The 15,604-nt window shown below is 71.3% G+C and carries 12 protein-coding genes; 5 read left to right on the top strand and 7 right to left on the bottom strand.

The genetic code is table 11. The features are described 5' to 3' along the window. The first annotated feature begins 28 nt into the window (after nucleotides 1-28). Nucleotides 29-673 carry an XRE family transcriptional regulator gene (locus ACFY6U_RS49140; RefSeq protein WP_316769265.1) on the top strand — a complete coding sequence of 215 codons (645 nt, stop codon included), beginning with the start codon at nucleotides 29-31 and terminating at the stop codon, nucleotides 671-673. Nucleotides 674-764: 91 nt separating this feature from the next. Here the strand turns inward: ACFY6U_RS49140 and ACFY6U_RS49135 are convergent, their stop codons facing one another. Then, nucleotides 765-2,141: an alpha/beta hydrolase gene (locus ACFY6U_RS49135; protein WP_390049230.1), complete on the bottom strand. Its 1,377-nt coding sequence runs from the start codon at nucleotides 2,139-2,141 to the stop codon at nucleotides 765-767. Between the two features lie 269 nt (nucleotides 2,142-2,410). Then, nucleotides 2,411-2,995, bottom strand: coding sequence for a TetR/AcrR family transcriptional regulator (locus tag ACFY6U_RS49130; protein ID WP_390049228.1), 585 nt, complete (start codon nucleotides 2,993-2,995; stop codon nucleotides 2,411-2,413). 165 nt (nucleotides 2,996-3,160) lie between these two features. Here ACFY6U_RS49130 and ACFY6U_RS49125 point away from each other — a divergent pair, with 165 nt between their 5' ends. Continuing rightward, nucleotides 3,161-3,628, top strand: a complete 468-nt coding sequence (locus ACFY6U_RS49125; protein ID WP_390049226.1) for a hypothetical protein — start codon at nucleotides 3,161-3,163, stop codon at nucleotides 3,626-3,628. Between the two features lie 540 nt (nucleotides 3,629-4,168). Here the strand turns inward: ACFY6U_RS49125 and ACFY6U_RS49120 are convergent. Then, a complete protein-coding gene (locus ACFY6U_RS49120) occupies nucleotides 4,169-4,753 on the bottom strand; it encodes a TetR/AcrR family transcriptional regulator (protein WP_390049224.1) in 585 nt (194 codons plus the stop codon). A 165-nt stretch (nucleotides 4,754-4,918) separates the two neighbouring features. Here ACFY6U_RS49120 and ACFY6U_RS49115 point away from each other — a divergent pair, with 165 nt between their 5' ends. Together ACFY6U_RS49115 and ACFY6U_RS49110 are read left to right on the top strand one after the other, a co-directional pair. Continuing rightward, a complete protein-coding gene (locus ACFY6U_RS49115) occupies nucleotides 4,919-5,539 on the top strand; it encodes a hypothetical protein (RefSeq protein ID WP_390049222.1) in 621 nt (206 codons plus the stop codon). 184 nt (nucleotides 5,540-5,723) lie between these two features. Next, nucleotides 5,724-6,902: an amidohydrolase family protein gene (locus tag ACFY6U_RS49110; RefSeq protein ID WP_390049220.1), complete on the top strand. Its 1,179-nt coding sequence runs from the start codon at nucleotides 5,724-5,726 to the stop codon at nucleotides 6,900-6,902. A 488-nt stretch (nucleotides 6,903-7,390) separates the two neighbouring features. On the opposite strand, the gene ACFY6U_RS49105 is transcribed toward ACFY6U_RS49110, so the two are convergent. Further along, complete coding sequence (locus ACFY6U_RS49105; protein WP_390049218.1) at nucleotides 7,391-7,963, bottom strand: TetR family transcriptional regulator; 573 nt, start codon at nucleotides 7,961-7,963, stop codon at nucleotides 7,391-7,393. A gap of 95 nt (nucleotides 7,964-8,058) precedes the next feature. On the opposite strand from ACFY6U_RS49105, the gene ACFY6U_RS49100 reads away from it, so the two are divergent. Beyond that, the gene (locus tag ACFY6U_RS49100; RefSeq protein WP_390049216.1) at nucleotides 8,059-9,267 is read left to right on the top strand and encodes an MFS transporter; all 1,209 of its coding nucleotides are present in this window, start codon (nucleotides 8,059-8,061) and stop codon (nucleotides 9,265-9,267) included. Between the two features lie 57 nt (nucleotides 9,268-9,324). Here ACFY6U_RS49100 and ACFY6U_RS49095 read toward each other — a convergent pair whose 3' ends face one another. From ACFY6U_RS49095 to ACFY6U_RS49085, 3 genes are all read right to left on the bottom strand, one after another. After that, nucleotides 9,325-13,017 (bottom strand): family 78 glycoside hydrolase catalytic domain, encoded by a 3,693-nt coding sequence (locus ACFY6U_RS49095; RefSeq protein ID WP_390049214.1) that lies wholly within the window; start codon nucleotides 13,015-13,017, stop codon nucleotides 9,325-9,327. 156 nt (nucleotides 13,018-13,173) lie between these two features. Then, nucleotides 13,174-13,959 (bottom strand): carboxymuconolactone decarboxylase family protein, encoded by a 786-nt coding sequence (locus ACFY6U_RS49090; protein ID WP_390049212.1) that lies wholly within the window; start codon nucleotides 13,957-13,959, stop codon nucleotides 13,174-13,176. A gap of 160 nt (nucleotides 13,960-14,119) precedes the next feature. Then, nucleotides 14,120-15,595: an aldehyde dehydrogenase family protein gene (locus ACFY6U_RS49085; protein ID WP_390049210.1), complete on the bottom strand. Its 1,476-nt coding sequence runs from the start codon at nucleotides 15,593-15,595 to the stop codon at nucleotides 14,120-14,122. Nucleotides 15,596-15,604: the final 9 nt, after the last annotated feature.

Here is a 15,604-nt window from a genome sequence, read left to right as displayed (position 1 = left end):
GCCGACCTCGCCCCTTAGGATTCCTGCCATGCCCGCCCAACCCGCCCACAGCACGTCGCCCGCCGCCGGGGACACGGACGCACCTCTGCGCGCCGAACTCGGCAGCGCGATCCGCAAGTTGCGCAAGGAGCGGGGCCTGACCCTCGTCCAACTGGCCGAGCGCGCCGCGCTCTCCCACCCGTTCCTCAGCCAGCTGGAGCGGGGGCTGACCCGCCCGAGCATGTCATCCCTGCACCGCATCGCCCGCGCCCTCGGTACCACCCAGCAGGCACTCATGACCGTGGCGGCGGTGCCGCATCCCGGCACCTCGGCCGACTCCGTTCACCTGGTGCGCTCGGGCGAGGGGCTGCCCGTGGCCAACCGCGGCGGCGGAACGGCGCGCATGCTCGGGGCCCCCGCCTACTCCGTCCACCCCGTGGAGTACACCGGGGTCGGAGAGCGGTTCGACGAGTACTTCGACCACCCCGGTGACGAGTTCGTCTACGTCGTGGCCGGCGAGATCGAGATCGACCTGCAGACCGCGGACGGGCCCCGCCTCCACGTGCTCGGGCCGGGAGACAGCATCTACTACCGCGGAGGGACTCCCCACCGTTGGCGCGCCGTCGGTGACGGTTCACGGGTACGGCTCCTCACCGTCCAGAACGCGACGGGCGAAGCCGACCGCCATCCCTGACGCAGACATGGCCGGACGCGTTCACAGGCGTCCGACCGCAGGGCATCCGGCTGAGGGAAGGGACGCCCGCGTCGTCCCGGTTCGGCTCGCCTCAGCGGGGCGTGGAGGGTTCCGTGCGCAGGAACTCCGCGAGGCCGCGGGTAGCCGTGTTGTGGTCTGTCGCGGCGAACAGCGGGTCCAGGTGGTTCATGCCGTTGTCCGACTCGTAGACGCCGTACGGCACCCGGGAGCCGGCCGCGACCTTGCGGGCGCCCTCCAGGACCGTGCCCTTGGAGTAGCTGGTCGCGAAGGCGTAGAGCGGTACGTCGATGCCGGCGCCGTGGTGCAACCGCAGGTCCAGGGAGCGGGTGAGGTCGGTGTCGGCGTAGACGTCGGTGACGTCGAGGTCCACGGAGAGCCGGGCGGGCCAGTACCACTCCCAGACACCGGGCACCGGACCGGCGTACGCCTCGGCGACGCGCGAGAGGGGCGTGATCCCGTCATCGACCCACCCCCGTACGCCATCGCTGTCCGCGCTCTCGGCGAAGTGGCCGGAGTGGACGGTGATGTCGTTGGGCCAGCCGAACCCCGCGTCGACGAGCAGGCCGAGCAGGGCCGCGTTGCTCACCGGGAACGAGGGCCGCAGCGCGTCCGGCAGCCGGGGCTGGAGCACGGAACGGCCGCCCGGGTCCTTGCGGGCGTACCACCCGGCGAGTTGGTACCAGATCTGGGTGCTCTCGGCCCGGCTGCCCAGCCCGACCCCGCTCAGGGTCATGTCGAACACGGCCCCGCCCTTGATCGCCGCGAGCCGCTGCCGGACCTCCTCCGGCGAGTCCTGCACGGGTGTACCGGTCCCGTCGAACGCCCCGAGCACCCCGCCGTCGATCACGGCGAGCCCGGCCAGGTCCCGGAACCCGGGGCTCCCCGCGAAGTCCCAGGCGGCGTACGCCAGTGCGGTGGTCGCACCCCAGGAGTGCCCACCGAGCACCACCCGTCGGGTACCGCCGGCCCGGGCGGCCAGCACGACCGTGCGCAGGTCGCGCAGGGTGAGCGAGAGCCCCCACCCGGCGGCGAAGGCGGAGGCCGCCGGGTCCTGGGATCGGTAGTGACCGTCGAGGTAGTAGGCGGCGGGGTCGGAGCCGCCGAACCCGGCCCGATCGGCCAGGCTCTCCTCCCGACGGTCGAACGCCCACACCTGCACCCCGGGCACGGACGCGACCAGATCCCTCGCCATCAGCCGGAAGTCATTGGCGGCCCCGAACATCCCCGGCACCAGGACCAGCACGGTGGCCGCGCCCCGGGGGCCGATCCTGAGCACGTGCACACGGTCGGTGGGGGCGGGGCCGCCACCAGGGGCGACGGGTATCGCGGTGTACGACTCGGGAGCTGCCGCCCGGCCGGTGGGGGCCTGCTCGTCGGCGGACACCGCCCGCGCGGTCCCGGTGGTGCCCGCGGCCAGGGCGAGACCGCTCAGCACAGTCGCGCTCATCAGAGTCCTGCGGGACGGATTCCCTCGCGTCGGACGGTTCGTCATCTTCGGTTCTCTCCTTTGGCGTTGGGGGGTGTGAGACACCGTTGATCCCCAGCTTCTCCCGAGTCCCGTGCGGGCCCGGCGCCGGGGTACCGCCGTGACGCGGCACGTTGACCCAGCCGTACGAAGGCGAGAGTGGCGGGAGTGCGGGCCGCGGGGTGTCGACGAGCCGTGGATGTCGGGGGCGGTGGGGACGGCGAGCCGGGTGATGGTCTCCTGACGGCCTGTCACCCGTTCGGCAGCCAGGGAGCCAGGGCGCTGTCGACCTCGCCCGCCACGATGCCGTCGTCGAGCCGTTCGCCGTGCAGGAAGCGCTCGAAGAACAAGGGTCCGATGATGCGGGCGACGAGATCCCTGGCGTGGTCCTGGGCGCCGGGGCGGAGTTCGCCGCGTTCGACGGCGGTGGCCAGCGCGCGGGTGAGGTCTTCGTCGGTCCGGCCGAACATCTCCTCGCGGAGGCGCCGCACACCCTCGTCCCGCTCGGCCCGCTGGATGACCGTGGCGAGGATCGACACGGCGCTTGGCTGGTTGAGACGGTGGGCCATCTGTCCCGCCTGGGTCACCAGCTGGTCACGGACGGGGCCGTCGTCGAAGGAGAGCAGGGGGCGGATGTCGCCCGCGAGTGCGTCGAGGAGGAGGGCCTGCTGGTCGGGCCAGTGCCGGTAGACGGTGGCGCGGCCGATTCCGGCTCGTTTGGCGACGGTGGCGTGGGTGACGTTCTCGGGGCCGCCTTCGACGAGGAGTTCGGTGGCGGCGGCCAGGGCGGCGGCGCGGCTGCGCAGAGCGCGGGGGTCGTCGTTGGTCCGGAGCATCGGAACACCTCTTCCTCGGGCAACTTGTGAGACGCATTGACTCACAACCTCTCTTCGATACATACTGTCTCACAGCCGGGCGGGCAACCGCCTTGCCGATCGAGCACCGTCAGTCGCAGGTCCGCCGTGGGTCTGCCGCCGGGTCCGAGGAAACGGTTCACGCCCATGAACGAGAACGTCATCGCTCTTCGCTTCGCCGACCGCGCCACCGCCTACCAGGCACTGAGCGGTTTGACGAACCTCAGCGCCGCCGACACCGAGGTCCTTGGTGCCGTACTGATCGAGAGCCTGGAGGACGGCGCGGTGCGCGTCACCGAAGGCGTGAACGGTGCGGCCGGGCGGGCGGCGGCAGCCGACACCTGCATCGCCCACGCCCCGGCTGACAGCACGGTCATCCTCGCCGAGGTCAGGGAAACCGGCACCGACACCCTGGACATGCTGGCACTGTGGTACGGCGCAACCCTCAAGCGTCTCCCGGCCGACTCCCTGCGCGGCGGTCTGCACGCGACGGAAGGTGCCGACGACGGCACCGGGGAGGAAGCGGCGACGCACTGGTTCGACGGCGAGCGCGCCGAAGCCGCACGGAGGCCCTCGGACAGCGCGACGGCGCCGAGGCGGATGAGCGCCGCGTAGCCGGGGCGGGGGGCCACAGACGCGGGGCACCTCCCCCACCCCGCATGGTGAGGGTGAACCCGATACGGGTCACCCTCACCGCGCTTTCACCCCGCGTGTTCCCACGGCACCCGCTCACCTTCCGGACCGTGATCGTTGACGGGCCTGCTCCGTGCGGCCCCGGTGGTCACGCGGACCGTGCACGTCACCGCGGACGCCGCCAACGTGCGGCCGGCGTCGTCGAGAGTGACCCGCGACGACTCTGCACGGCAGGCGCCCACGACGCCGGCCGACAGGTCGCCACAGAAGCGGCGGCACCGGTCGTGCAGTCGGTCAACCGGCCACCGAGCACGGTCCGGCGAAACGACCAAGGGGCCGAGGACGGCACGGTGCCGATCGGCGCCTTGTGCCCGGGGCGCCGCCCCCCGCGCCGAGCATGCGCGGACACCATACGGAGTCCGGCCCGCGGCTCGGGCGAGGTGGCCGAAGCGAACATGAGCGGCGTGGACGAGTCGGCAGCCGCTCCGGTGAGCGTCCGGCGTCGGACCATGCCGGACGCGGTCACGCGTTCGGCAGCCAGGGCGCGAGCGCGGCGTCGACCAGACCGACCACCAGGTCCTCTTCAAGGTGCACGCCGTGCAGGAAGCGCTCGAAGAACAAGGGTCCGATGATGCGGGCGACGAGATCCCTGGCGTGGTCCTGGGCGCCGGGGCGGAGTTCGCCGCGTTCGACGGCGGTGGCCAGCGCGCGGGTGAGGTCTTCGTCGGCCCGGCCGAACATCTCCTCGCGGAGGCGCCGCACACCCTCGTCCCGCTCGGCCCGCTGGATGACCGTGGCGAGGATCGACACGGCGCTTGGCTGGTTGAGACGGTGGGCCATCTGTCCCGCCTGGGTCACCAGCTGGTCACGGACGGGGCCGTCGTCGAAGGAGAGCAGGGGGCGGATGTCGCCCGCGAGTGCGTCGAGGAGGAGGGCCTGCTGGTCCGGCCAGTGCCGGTACACGGTGGCGCGGCCGATTCCGGCTCGTTTGGCGACGGTGGCGTGGGTGACGTTCTCGGGGCCGCCTTCGACGAGGAGTTCGGTGGCGGCGGCCAGGGCGGCGGCGCGGCTGCGCAGAGCGCGGGGGTCGTCGTTGGTCCGGAGCATCGGAACACCTCTTCCTCGGGCGACTTGTGAGACGCATTGACTCACAACCTCTCTTCGATACATACTGTCTCACAGATGGCCACGGAAGTCCCGCCGAAGCAGGCGCCGTGGCCCTCCCCTGCCAGACCTGGTCCCTTTGCGGGTCCGCCGACCGAAGGAGAGCTCATGTCCGTGAACGAGAACGCCGTCACCCTGCGTTTCGCCGATCGTGCGACCGCCTACCAGGCGCTCAGCGACCTGAAGTACCTCAGCCCGGCCACGACGGAGGTCCGTGCCGCCGTGCTGATCGAGCGCCTCGAGGACGGCGCGGTGCGTGTCCCGGAGGGACTGGACACCGAGGAGGGACGCAACACGGCGGTCGGCGGGCTGGTCGGCTCGCTGGTCGGCATCCTCGGCGGACCTCTCGGCGTCCTGATGGGTGTAGGCGTCGGCGCGCTGATCGGCGGAGGCTACGACTACAAGCGGGCCGAGGAGGCCACCACCGCCGTCGGCACCTTCGTCCAGCACGTCCCGCCCGGCGGCACGGCCCTCATGGCCGAGGTCAGGGAGAGCGACACCCAGGCCCTGGACCTGCTGGCCATGCGCTACGACGCCGTCCTCGAGCGCCGCCCCACCGACTCCGTACGAGCTGAGCTGAAGGCCATGGAGGAGGCCGCCGAGCGGATCCGCAAGGAAGAGGCGAAGGCCAGGCGCGCCCACAAGCGCGCCGAGATCGCGCAGAAGCTCGGCCGACGCGGCGGACGCAAGGAGGACGACGCGGCCCCGAGGGACACGCTCGCCGTGTGACCGGCGCGAGCGCCAGCGACGCGGGGCACGGACCGCACCGCGGTGCGTCTCCCCTGTGCCCCGCTGGTCGGGGCGGGCCGATACCCCCCCGGTCCGCCCCGACCGCTTCACCGCGTCATCCGACACCGGGCACGGTCCCCGGCGCTCCAGGCCCTGCCGACCTGCGAAGGGAAAGACCCTCACCATGAAGCGCCGCGCAGCAGTCCGCGCCCACCGCCTCTTCGACGGACACACCGTGCACGACGGCCCCGTCATGATCCTCGTCGCGGACGGGACGATCACCGGCGTCGACCTTTCGGGCGCCGCCCCGCCCGAGGGGGTGCCGCTGACCGATCTGGGCGACGTCACCCTGCTGCCCGGACTGGTCGACGCCCACAGCCATCTGGCGTTCGACCCCCTGGGCCACACCGAGAAGCAGATGCTCGGCGACGACGACGCGACGGTCCTGGCCCGCATGCGCACCCATGCCGCCCAGGCCCTGCGCGCCGGCATCACCACCGTGCGTGACCTGGGCGATCGCGGGTATCTGGCGCTGCGCCTGCGGCAGGAGTACGTGGAGGGCCCGCACATCCTCGCCGCGGGACCGCCCATCACCCGCACCGGCGGGCACTGCTGGTATCTCGGCGGCGAGACGGACGGCGCCGAGCAGGCCGCCCGCGCGGTGACGCAACGCGCCCGGCACGGAGTCGACCTCATCAAGGTGATGGCCACCGGCGGCATGACCACGGCCGGCTCGGACCCCGGCAGCGCGCAGTACACCCTGGCCGAGTTGCGGGCCATCACCCGTACCGCGCACGAACTCGGCCTGCGCGTCACGGCGCACGCCCACGGTGCGGCCGGAATCGCCGACGCGGTCACGGCCGGCGTGGACGGGATCGAACACTGCACCTTCATCACCCGCTCCGGGGTGCGCCCCGATCCGCGAACCGTCGACGCCATGGCCGAGGCGGGCGTGTTCGTCGGCTGCACCGTCGTCGAACCGATCGACGGGATGCCCGCCGAGGTGCTGGCGGTGCTCGAACCCATGTGGGAGAACATGGCGGCCATGCACGCGCGAGGCGTGCGCGTCGTCTGCTGCACAGACGCCGGGGTCGGCCCGTTCAAGCCGCACGACGTCCTGCCCAGGGACCTCGTCTACTTCGCCTCGCGGGTCGGCACCAACACCGCCGCACTCGCCTCCGTGACCTCACTGGCGGCCGACTCCTGCGGCCTGGGGCACCGCAAAGGACGGCTCGCACCCGGATACGACGCCGACCTGCTGGCCGTCGGCGCCAACCCGGCGCACGACATCACCGCGATACGGGACGTCCGGGCGGTGTACCGGGCGGGCCGTCGAGTGGACCGGTCGCAACCGGCCACCTGAACTGACCCGGGGGGCGGGCCCACCCGGACCGCAGGACGCGCCGTAGGGCCGCCGCTCGACACAGACCGACCTGCGCATCCCTTACGGCTGCCCCCTGTCGGTGTGCGCCGACCTTGCAGCCATGCCGATTCTCCTGCAGCGGATCAAGCCGTCTGAACACCGGCTACATGACCTGCACGTTCCTCAGCAGCAGTGCCGGATCATGGCAGCTCGGCCGGGGTGCCGTCTGCACCCTCATCACCCTCGCCACGTATCTGGTCCGCATCCGCTGGACAGGCTCAACGTGCACGGTGAGCCGTCGCACCGGGACATCTCTTCGGTGCTACCGGCGCGCGCATCATGGCCACCTTGATCAACGGGCTGCGCACGCGCGACGCACAGTGGGGCGGCAGGGGCAGGACAAGGCGGGCCGAGACGGAGGGCCTGGGGAACACACCAGCCAACTCCCTCTTGCCCGACGAAGCGGACCACTCCTGCCAACCCAACTGCTACGCCGAGCCAGGAGGCGCCGCATCTGTCGGCAAGGTCCGTACCGCCCGGGCGACGTCCACGCGGAGGTCGTCGAGGCTGTAGTCGGGGCCGAGAACCATCCGCCGCAGCTGGGGCATGGCGATGCTCCAGCCGGCCAGGGCGAGGGTGAAGAACACGCGGGTACGCGCGTCGCCGCCCGGACCGGCGGACTCGGCGGCGTCGATCTTGTCCTGGTAGTGGCGGGTGCGGGCCTCTTCCGCCGGGACGGGCTGCTCGCCGATCTCCAGGGCCTCCCACATCACCAGCCGCAGCGCCTCCGGGTGAGCGCGGTGGTAGTCGAAGAGGCGCTCGGCATAGCCGGGCAGGTCGTCGCTCGGGGGGACGGCCTCGGCAAGGTCGGCCAGCACGCGTTCGAGGACGACGGCGAAGAGCTTGTTCTTGTCCCCGAAGTAGTCATAGATCGCACGCTTGTTGGCCTTGGCCCCGGCGGCGATACGGTCCACCCGGGCACCGGCGACCCCATGGGCGGCGAACTCCGCCGTCGCCGCCGCGAGGATGCGTTCCTTGGTCGCCGTGGAGTCGTATGCCATGCATCAAGGGTAACGAACTGGTTCGTTTGACGAATCCAAGGCCGACATGTCAGCCTCGTAATCGAACCATCCAGTTCGTTCGGTTGAGAGGAACGATGTCTCGCAAGCTGCCCCTGCTGATGGCGCTGGCCTGTGGTGTCGGCGTCGCGAACGTCTACTTCCCCCAGGCCCTCACCCCGCTCATCGCCGACGGACTGGGGGTCGCCCCGGCCACTGCGGCGATCGTCGCGACGGTGACCCAGCTCGGCTACGCCGTCGGCATCTTCCTGCTGGTGCCGCTCGGCGACCGCCTCCCCCGCCGCCCGCTGGTCACCGGACTGCTCGCCACGACCGGCCTCGCCCTCCTGGTCGCCGGTCTAGCCCCGGCCACCGGCCCGCTTCTCGCGGCCGGCGCCGTGGTGGGCATCGCGACCGTGGTCCCGCAACTCCTGCTGCCCATGGCGGCCGGTCTGGTCGAGCCCGATCGACGGGGCAGTGTGATCGGCACCCTGCAGGCCGGCCTCATCGGCGGCATCCTGCTGGCCCGCACCTTCGGCGGCGTATTGGGCGAGCACCTGGGCTGGCGCGCTCCGTACCTCGTCGCCGCCGTGCTGACCGGGCTGCTCGCCGTCGTCCTCGGCCTCGCCCTGCCCAACGACGTCCCGGCCGTGCACGATCGCTATCCGACCCTGCTCGCCGACACTCTGCGGATGCTGCGCACCGAGAAGGAGCTTCAGCGCTCCGTGCTCTTCCAGTTCACCGTCTTCGGCGGGTTCAGCGCCGCCTGGACCGCCCTGGCCCTCCTGGTGACCGGCCCCCGGTACGGCATGGGGACACAGGCGGTGGGCCTGCTGGCCCTGATCGGGGCGGGCAGCATGTTCTGCGCGCCCGCGGCCGGGCGCTGGGTGGACCGGCTCGGTGCCGACCGGGTGAACCTGTGGTGCATCCTGGGCGCCCTCGCCGCGGCGGCGGTGCTCACCGGGGGCTCACTGGGCGGAGCGGCGGGACTCGTGGCCCTGGCCGCCGGACTGCTCCTGCTGGACGTGGCGGTGCAGTGCGGCCAGGTCGCCAACCAGGCCCGCATCTTCGCCCTGCGGCCAGAGGCCCGCAGCCGTCTGAACACCGGCTACATGACCTGCACGTTCCTCGGCGGCAGTGCCGGATCATGGCTCGGCACCCGTGCCTACGTCCAGTTCGGCTGGGGTGCCGTCTGCGGCCTCATCGCCCTCGCCGCACTCCTCGCCCTCGCCGCATATCCGGTCGGCCGTCCCGGTCGGCAGGACGACCGGGACGCCCAGCTCCAGCCGATCGGCACAACGCGGTGAACACCCTTGCTGCCGGGTTCCCTTCTGCGGGACCTACGCAGAAGGGAACCGGCCAGGTCACGCGTTGAAGCGGTACGAGCCCGCATGCGCCCGGTAGACCTTGTAGGGCGCGCCGCCCGAGGTGTCGTCACGGACGAAGGCGGCACCCCGGGGCGCGCTGACGGGCTTGCCCTGGGTGGGCACCCAGATCTCGGCCTCGGTGTTGTACGGGACGGTCACCGCGAGGTCGATCCGGCCGTCCGGGCGGCGTCCCCACTCCGAGGACACCGTGCCGCGCACGGTGTCGATCGAGGCACTGACGTGGTCGAGGGTCGCGGGAGACAGGTCGGTGTCGTCGGTGTTCTCCGGCACCCGGCTGTTGACCGGGGTCGAGGGGATGTACGGGCGGATCCGCAGCGTCCGGTAGGCGGTCGAGGTGGGCTTGATGCCGGCCAGGCTCTGGTAGAACCAGGTGGCCACGTTGGAGCGGTAGTGGTGGTCGACCGAGAGCCGGTCGGTCCACTGTTCCCACAGCGAGGTGGCGCCCTTGGCGATCTGGTAGACGTAGCCGGGGATGCCGGTCTGGGTGACCGCCTTCAACGCCACGTCCGTGTAGCCGTATTCGCTCAAGATGTTGAACTCGTAGCGCGAGCCGTACATGTCGTTCTGGAGATGGTGGTCCGCCGCCACGATGCGGTCGGCGAGGAGCTTCGCGAGGGCCTTGTTGTTCTCGGCGAGCGACTTGGTGCCGGACAGGTGGCGGGGGTCGTCGGTGTCCAGGTCGGAGCCGGGAACCAGGTCGAAGGCGATGGCCAGGGCGTTCTCGCTGGAGACACTGCCCTGGGTGAAGTGGCCCTGTGCCGTGTCCCAGTAGCTGGCGATGAACGCCTTGCGGAGCGTGTGCGCCAACTGGGCGTAGTGGGCGGCGCGTTCGGTGCGCCCGAGCCTGCGGCCCACCTCGTCCATGTAGTCGCAGAAGCGGATGTAGAAGGCGAGGCTGATGACGGCGTTGCTGCCGGGGCTCTCCGTACCGGAGTAGGCGCCGAGCGAGGCCTCGAACTTGTAGTCGTTCTCGGCGGTGAACAGCGTCTCGTAGTACGTCAGGAGCGTGTCCTGGTGGTCGTAGAGCTCGGCGAAGAGGCTGCTGTTGCCGTAGTACGTGTACAGCTCCCACGGGATGACGAAGTACGCCGAGTCCCAGGCCGGTACCGCCTTCCACGTGGCGTTCCAGCCGGGGGTGCGGTCGTAGCCGTAGCCGCCCTTGGCGACGGGGACGAACATGGGCAGCTGGCCGGTGGAGATCTGGTTGTCGGGGAAGTGGCGCAGGTAGGTGGTGAGGACGGCGTTGACGTCCCAGGTGAGGGACTCGGACTCGGAGCTGGCCATGGCGTCGCCGGTCCAGCCGTTCTTCTCGCGTGACGGGGTGTCGGTGGGCTTCTGGACGAGGTTGTTCTGCTCGGCCCACTCCAGGTTGCGCTGAAGGCGGTTGAGCAGGGCGTTGTCCGTGGTGAAGGTGCCGGTGCGGGCGAAACCGGTGCGCGCGACGCCTACGGTCAGCAGGTCCGCGTCCCGCTTCAGGTCGGGGGCCCGTCCCAGGACCGCCTCCAGGTTCATCACTTCCAGGTAGCGCAAGCCGAAGTGGCTGAACTGCTGCTCCCAGGTCTGCGTCGGTCGCTCGCCGAGGGTGTAGTAGTGCGTCTGGAGGTTGGCGTCGTGCTGGAAGTTCTCCTCCTCGACGGACAGCGGGGAGGCGGCCGTGCCGTCGCCCGCGCTGATCCGGTTGCCGCCGCGCATCCGCAGGGTGAGGCCCTCCTTGTCCTGGCGTATGCCGGTGAGCCGGAGGCGGACGAGGCCGGTGAGGATCTGGCCGTAGTCCAGGACCCAGGTCCCCGATCCGGGGGCCGTCTCGGTGAGGGAGACCGGGCGCAGCGTCTGGCCGACCAGCACCGGCTCCGCCTCGTGCGCCCTCATGACGGCGGATCTGAAGCCGTCGGGAATCGTCGTGGCGGGCAGCGCGCCGTGGTACTTCGGTGAGGGGCCCGAGCAACTGCCCGGCGGGATCAGCACGGTGGCCGGGCGCCACTCGCGACCGGCGCGGTAGCCGACCGAGCGCCACTCCCCCAGTTCCTCCGCACGCCGGGCGTCGTACTTCTCGCCCGAGTAGACGGAGTCGAACGTCGTGGGCCCGTCCGCGCCGAGCCAGTCCTTGTCCGTGATCAGCGTGGTGGCGGAACCGTCGGTGTAGGTCACGACGAGCTTCGCGCGCAGGCGCGGCTGGCCGGCGTAGGGCGCGAGCTGCCAGTACCACTCCTGGGGCGTCGTCAGGCCGTACCAGCCGCGCCCGAGTTCCGCGGCGACGACGTTCTCCCGTCCGGCGTGGAGCAGTTCGGTCACGTCGAAGGTGTCGTAGAGGACCGTGCGGTCGTAGGTGCTCTGGTCGGTGAGCAGTCTGGGCACGTTGGTCCGGCCCGTGGTCGCCCGCTCGCCGTCGACGGTGATCGGGTCGCCGTTGACGGTGAACGTGACGTTGCCTGCCGCACTCAGGTGCAGCCGGGCCTTGGCTATGCGGCGGCCTTCGGGAAGGGCGAACGCTCGGCGCAGGACGGGTGCCGGGTTGGCGATGGGCAGCACGCTGTTCTTGGACGGGATGAACGGGTTCTTCGGGGGGAAGGTGAGGCCGGCGAGAGTGCCGATGCCGTTCTCGAACGGGTTCGCGCCCGTGGTGAGGTCGACGGAGAAGTCGGAGGCTCCGGTACCGGTCACCTTGACGCTGCGGACGGTGGCGCTGGTGCCGCCGGCGAAGCCGAAGCTGCCGTGACGGCGGATCTGGTCGCCGGTGAGGGTGCGGCTGTCGACCTCGACGCCGTTCACGGTGGTGGTCACGGTGAGGCCGGTCACGGCGACCACCACCGTGTGGTCACGCGTGGCCCAGGTGTCCTTGGTCAGTCCGGTGGAGGCGGGGAGGGTGACCGTGCCGACCGGGACGCTGCGGGTGCCCGCGGTGGTGGGGTTGGTCTCGCTCTGCGGGTCGTAGTGGTCCACGCCCCAGTCCGGCTCCGAAGTGCCGTCGTCCACCCAGGTGTTGCCGGCGTAGTGGCTGGTCCTCATGACCAGCTGCATGTCGTCGCCGCTCTGCCGGACGGTCCAGTTGAGGCCCTCGCCCCAGGTCTTGCCGACGGGTTCGGCGCGCAGGAGCAGGGCCAGCCCGCCGGCGGTGTCGGGGCCGCCGCGGAAGACGACGGTTCCGGTCAGGTCCTTCCAGTCGTGGTCCCGTGTCTCGCGTCCGCCGATCCACCGCGCACCCGACCAGTCCTTCTCGCCCCTCAGCAGGCCGGTCTCCCACGTCGCCGGCTCACTCCACGGGCCGGTGGCTCCCGTCTCGTCCCAGGCCCGCACCCGCCAGAAGTAGGCTCGCCCAGAGTCCAGCGGCTCGCCCTGGTAGGCCACCTCGATGCTGTTCGAACTCGCCACCTTGCCGCTGCGCCAGACGTCGGCCCTGCCCGGCCCGGTACCGACCTGGATCTCGTACGCCGTCTGTCCGGCCACCGGAGGCAGCCAGCTGAACGCCGGTGGGGTCTCCGTTCCCACGGGGGCGACCCGCGAGTTGACCTGCAAGTCCGCCGGTGCGGCACGGTGCCCGCGCGATGCAGCCGTGCCCGCTCCCTCGGCGTTGGGCGCGGCGGCGAGCGGGAGCGAGGCCCCGGCCGCCGCGGCCGTCATGATGCCGAGCATGTGCCGGCGGCTCAGCGCACGTCTGTTCTCCTCGGTCACGGCTCAGATTCCCTTCGTAGGCACAGCGCCGGAAACAGGGGTGTCCCTCCCCCTCAAGGCATTGAAACGTTTCAATACCTTCCATGCGGAAAGCTTACGAACGGGTTCGGACAAAACACAATGGTCTGGAGCGACGGCTCACGGTGCGGAAGCCGGTCAGTGCGTCCGCCCGGCCAGGTCGGCCTTGGACGCCCACGCCGTCTCCACCGCGTCCGCGAGGGCCTCCCCCTTGGCGAAGCCGTAGTACGCGGCGAACTGCAGCACGATCTCGTCCATCTCCTCCTTGCCGAGGTCTCCGGAGTGGAGCGCGGCCCTGACATGCGTCTGGAGGGGGACGGGCGAGTCGTCGAGGGCGACGCTGGCGACCGTGACGATCCGGCGCTCGCGCCGGGTCAGCCCGGGGCGCTGCCAGACGTGCCCGAACACGAAGTTGAGAATGCCGGCGTGCCGGTACGGCGAGTTCGGGGGCGGTGCGGGCGTGAGGTTGACGTCGATGAACTCCTCCACGCCGCGTGCGAGCCGTTCGTCCCAGGCTGCGGGACCGAGGGTGTCGTCGCCCAACTGCGGCCAGGGAGGGGTCTGTTCGCCGCGTTCGCGGTGGATGCGGTCCCACTGCCGGGCGATGGCCCCCTCCACGTGGGACGCCTTGGGCCAGCCGCAGTACACCGCGAAGTGCAGGACGAACTCCAGCATGGCCTCGAGGCCGATGTCGCCGCTCGCGAGTGCCGCGTGGACGTGGTCCTCGATGGGCTGGGGCGAGTCGGCGGCGGCCACGCACGTGAGGGTGACCCAGCGGCGATCCCGGCGGCTCAGACCGGGGCGTGACCAGACCTCGCCGTAGAGGAAGTCCCGTGCGGCGCGGCCGAACGGGGTGGCAGCCGAGGGTGGTTCGTGGGCGGGCAGGACCTCTGCCAGGGTGCGGTCCGCCTGGGTGTCGTCCATGAGGCCTCCGTAGGTTGTGAGGTGGCCCTGGCGGGCCGGATGTGGCTCGGGAACACGGCACGCTGGGCGGAACGAGGAGGGGCGTGTGAGTCGCTGAGAGGCCGTTGCCGGAACGACGAGTCGGCGATCCAGGCCTCCTGCGGCCGGATGGCGCGCCGCCTTACGCGCGGATGAAGACGTTCTTGGTCTGGAGGAACTCGTAGAGGCCCTCCTTGCCGCCTTCACGCCCGTAGCCGCTCTGCTTGTAGCCCCCGAACGGGGCACCCGGCGGCTGGCCCGAGGCGCCGTTGACGAGGACGGTGCCCGACTCGAGGTGCGGGACGATGCGCTGGACGCGGGACACGTCGTGGGTGTGTACGGCGGTGCCGAGGCCGTAGGGCGTGGAGTTGGCCAGTTCGACCGCCTCGTCCTCGGTCGAGAAGGGGATCAGGGACAGCACGGGGCCGAAGACCTCGTGCCGGCCGACCTCGCTGTGCGGGTCGACGTCGGCGAGGACCGTCGGGTCGATGAAGTAGCCGTCGCGGTTGTCCGGGGGCAGCGTGGACGGGTCGGTGGCGTGGCCGCCGGCGATGACACGGCCGTCATTGGCGGCGCGTTCGATCATGCCGAGGACGCGTTCGTGGGCCGCCCTGCCGACGACCGGGCCGAGGGCGGTCGACTGGTCGAAGGGGTCTCCGACGCGCAGGGCGCCGGCCGCCTCAGCTGTGGCGGTGACCACCTGGTCGTACACCTCGCGGTGGACCAGCATGCGGGTGGTGAGGTTGCAGCCCTGGCCGGAGAGGGTGTAGCAGGAGCGGACGGTCTCGGCGACGGCCTCCTCGAGGTCGGCGTCGGGGAAGACGATGTCGGCTGTCTTGCCGCCGAGTTCGAGCAGGACGGGCTTGAGGGTGTGGCGGGCCGCGTCGAGGATCTTCTTCGCGGTCGGGATGCCGCCGGTGAAGGAGATCTTCGCGACGTCGGGGTGGCGGACCAGCCGCTCGCCGGCCTCCGGGCCGCCGGGCAGGACGTGCAGCACGCCCGGGGGCAGCCCGGCCTCCAGGGCGATCTCGGCGAACCGGGCCACGGTGAACGGGGCCAGGTCGGGGGACTTGACGACGACGCAGTTCCCGGCGGCGAGCGCGGGGGCGACCTTCATGCCGACCGACATGATCGGGCCGTTCCAGGTCAGGATGATCCCGATGACGCCGTACGGCTCGGGGACGGTGTAGTCGAGACCCGGCACCATGCGCGGGCTGGGCGGGATGGTGGCGCCCTCCAGCTTGTCGGCCCAGCCGGCGTAGTAGCCGAACCACCCTGCGGACAGGTGGGCCAGCCCCGCCGAGGTACGGAAGGGGACGCCGAGTTCGAGGGTGTTGAGCCGGCCGAGTTCGGGCACGCGCTCCAGCATCAGCTCCTCGACGCGCTGGAGGATGCGGCGGCGCCGGTCCGGGGACATCGCCCGCCACTCGGGGAAGGCGTTCTTCGCCGAAGCGACGGCCGTGTCGACCTCCTGTGGTCCGGCGAGCAGGACGGTGCCGTTGGCGCGGGCGGTCGCGGGGTTGATGTGGTCCTGCCGGCCGGCGGACGTGGTGTCGAGCCAGGTGCCGTCGACGAGGGGGCCGGTGGTGCCGAGGTCGTGGGACAGGGATGTGGTCATGTCGGTGCC

Source organism: Streptomyces sp. NPDC013157 (assembly GCF_042899865.1).
Classification (GTDB): Bacteria; Actinomycetota; Actinomycetes; order Streptomycetales; family Streptomycetaceae; genus Streptomyces.
The sequence above is the reverse complement of the archived record's forward strand: the minus strand, read 5'-3'. Positions and strand labels throughout refer to the sequence as shown.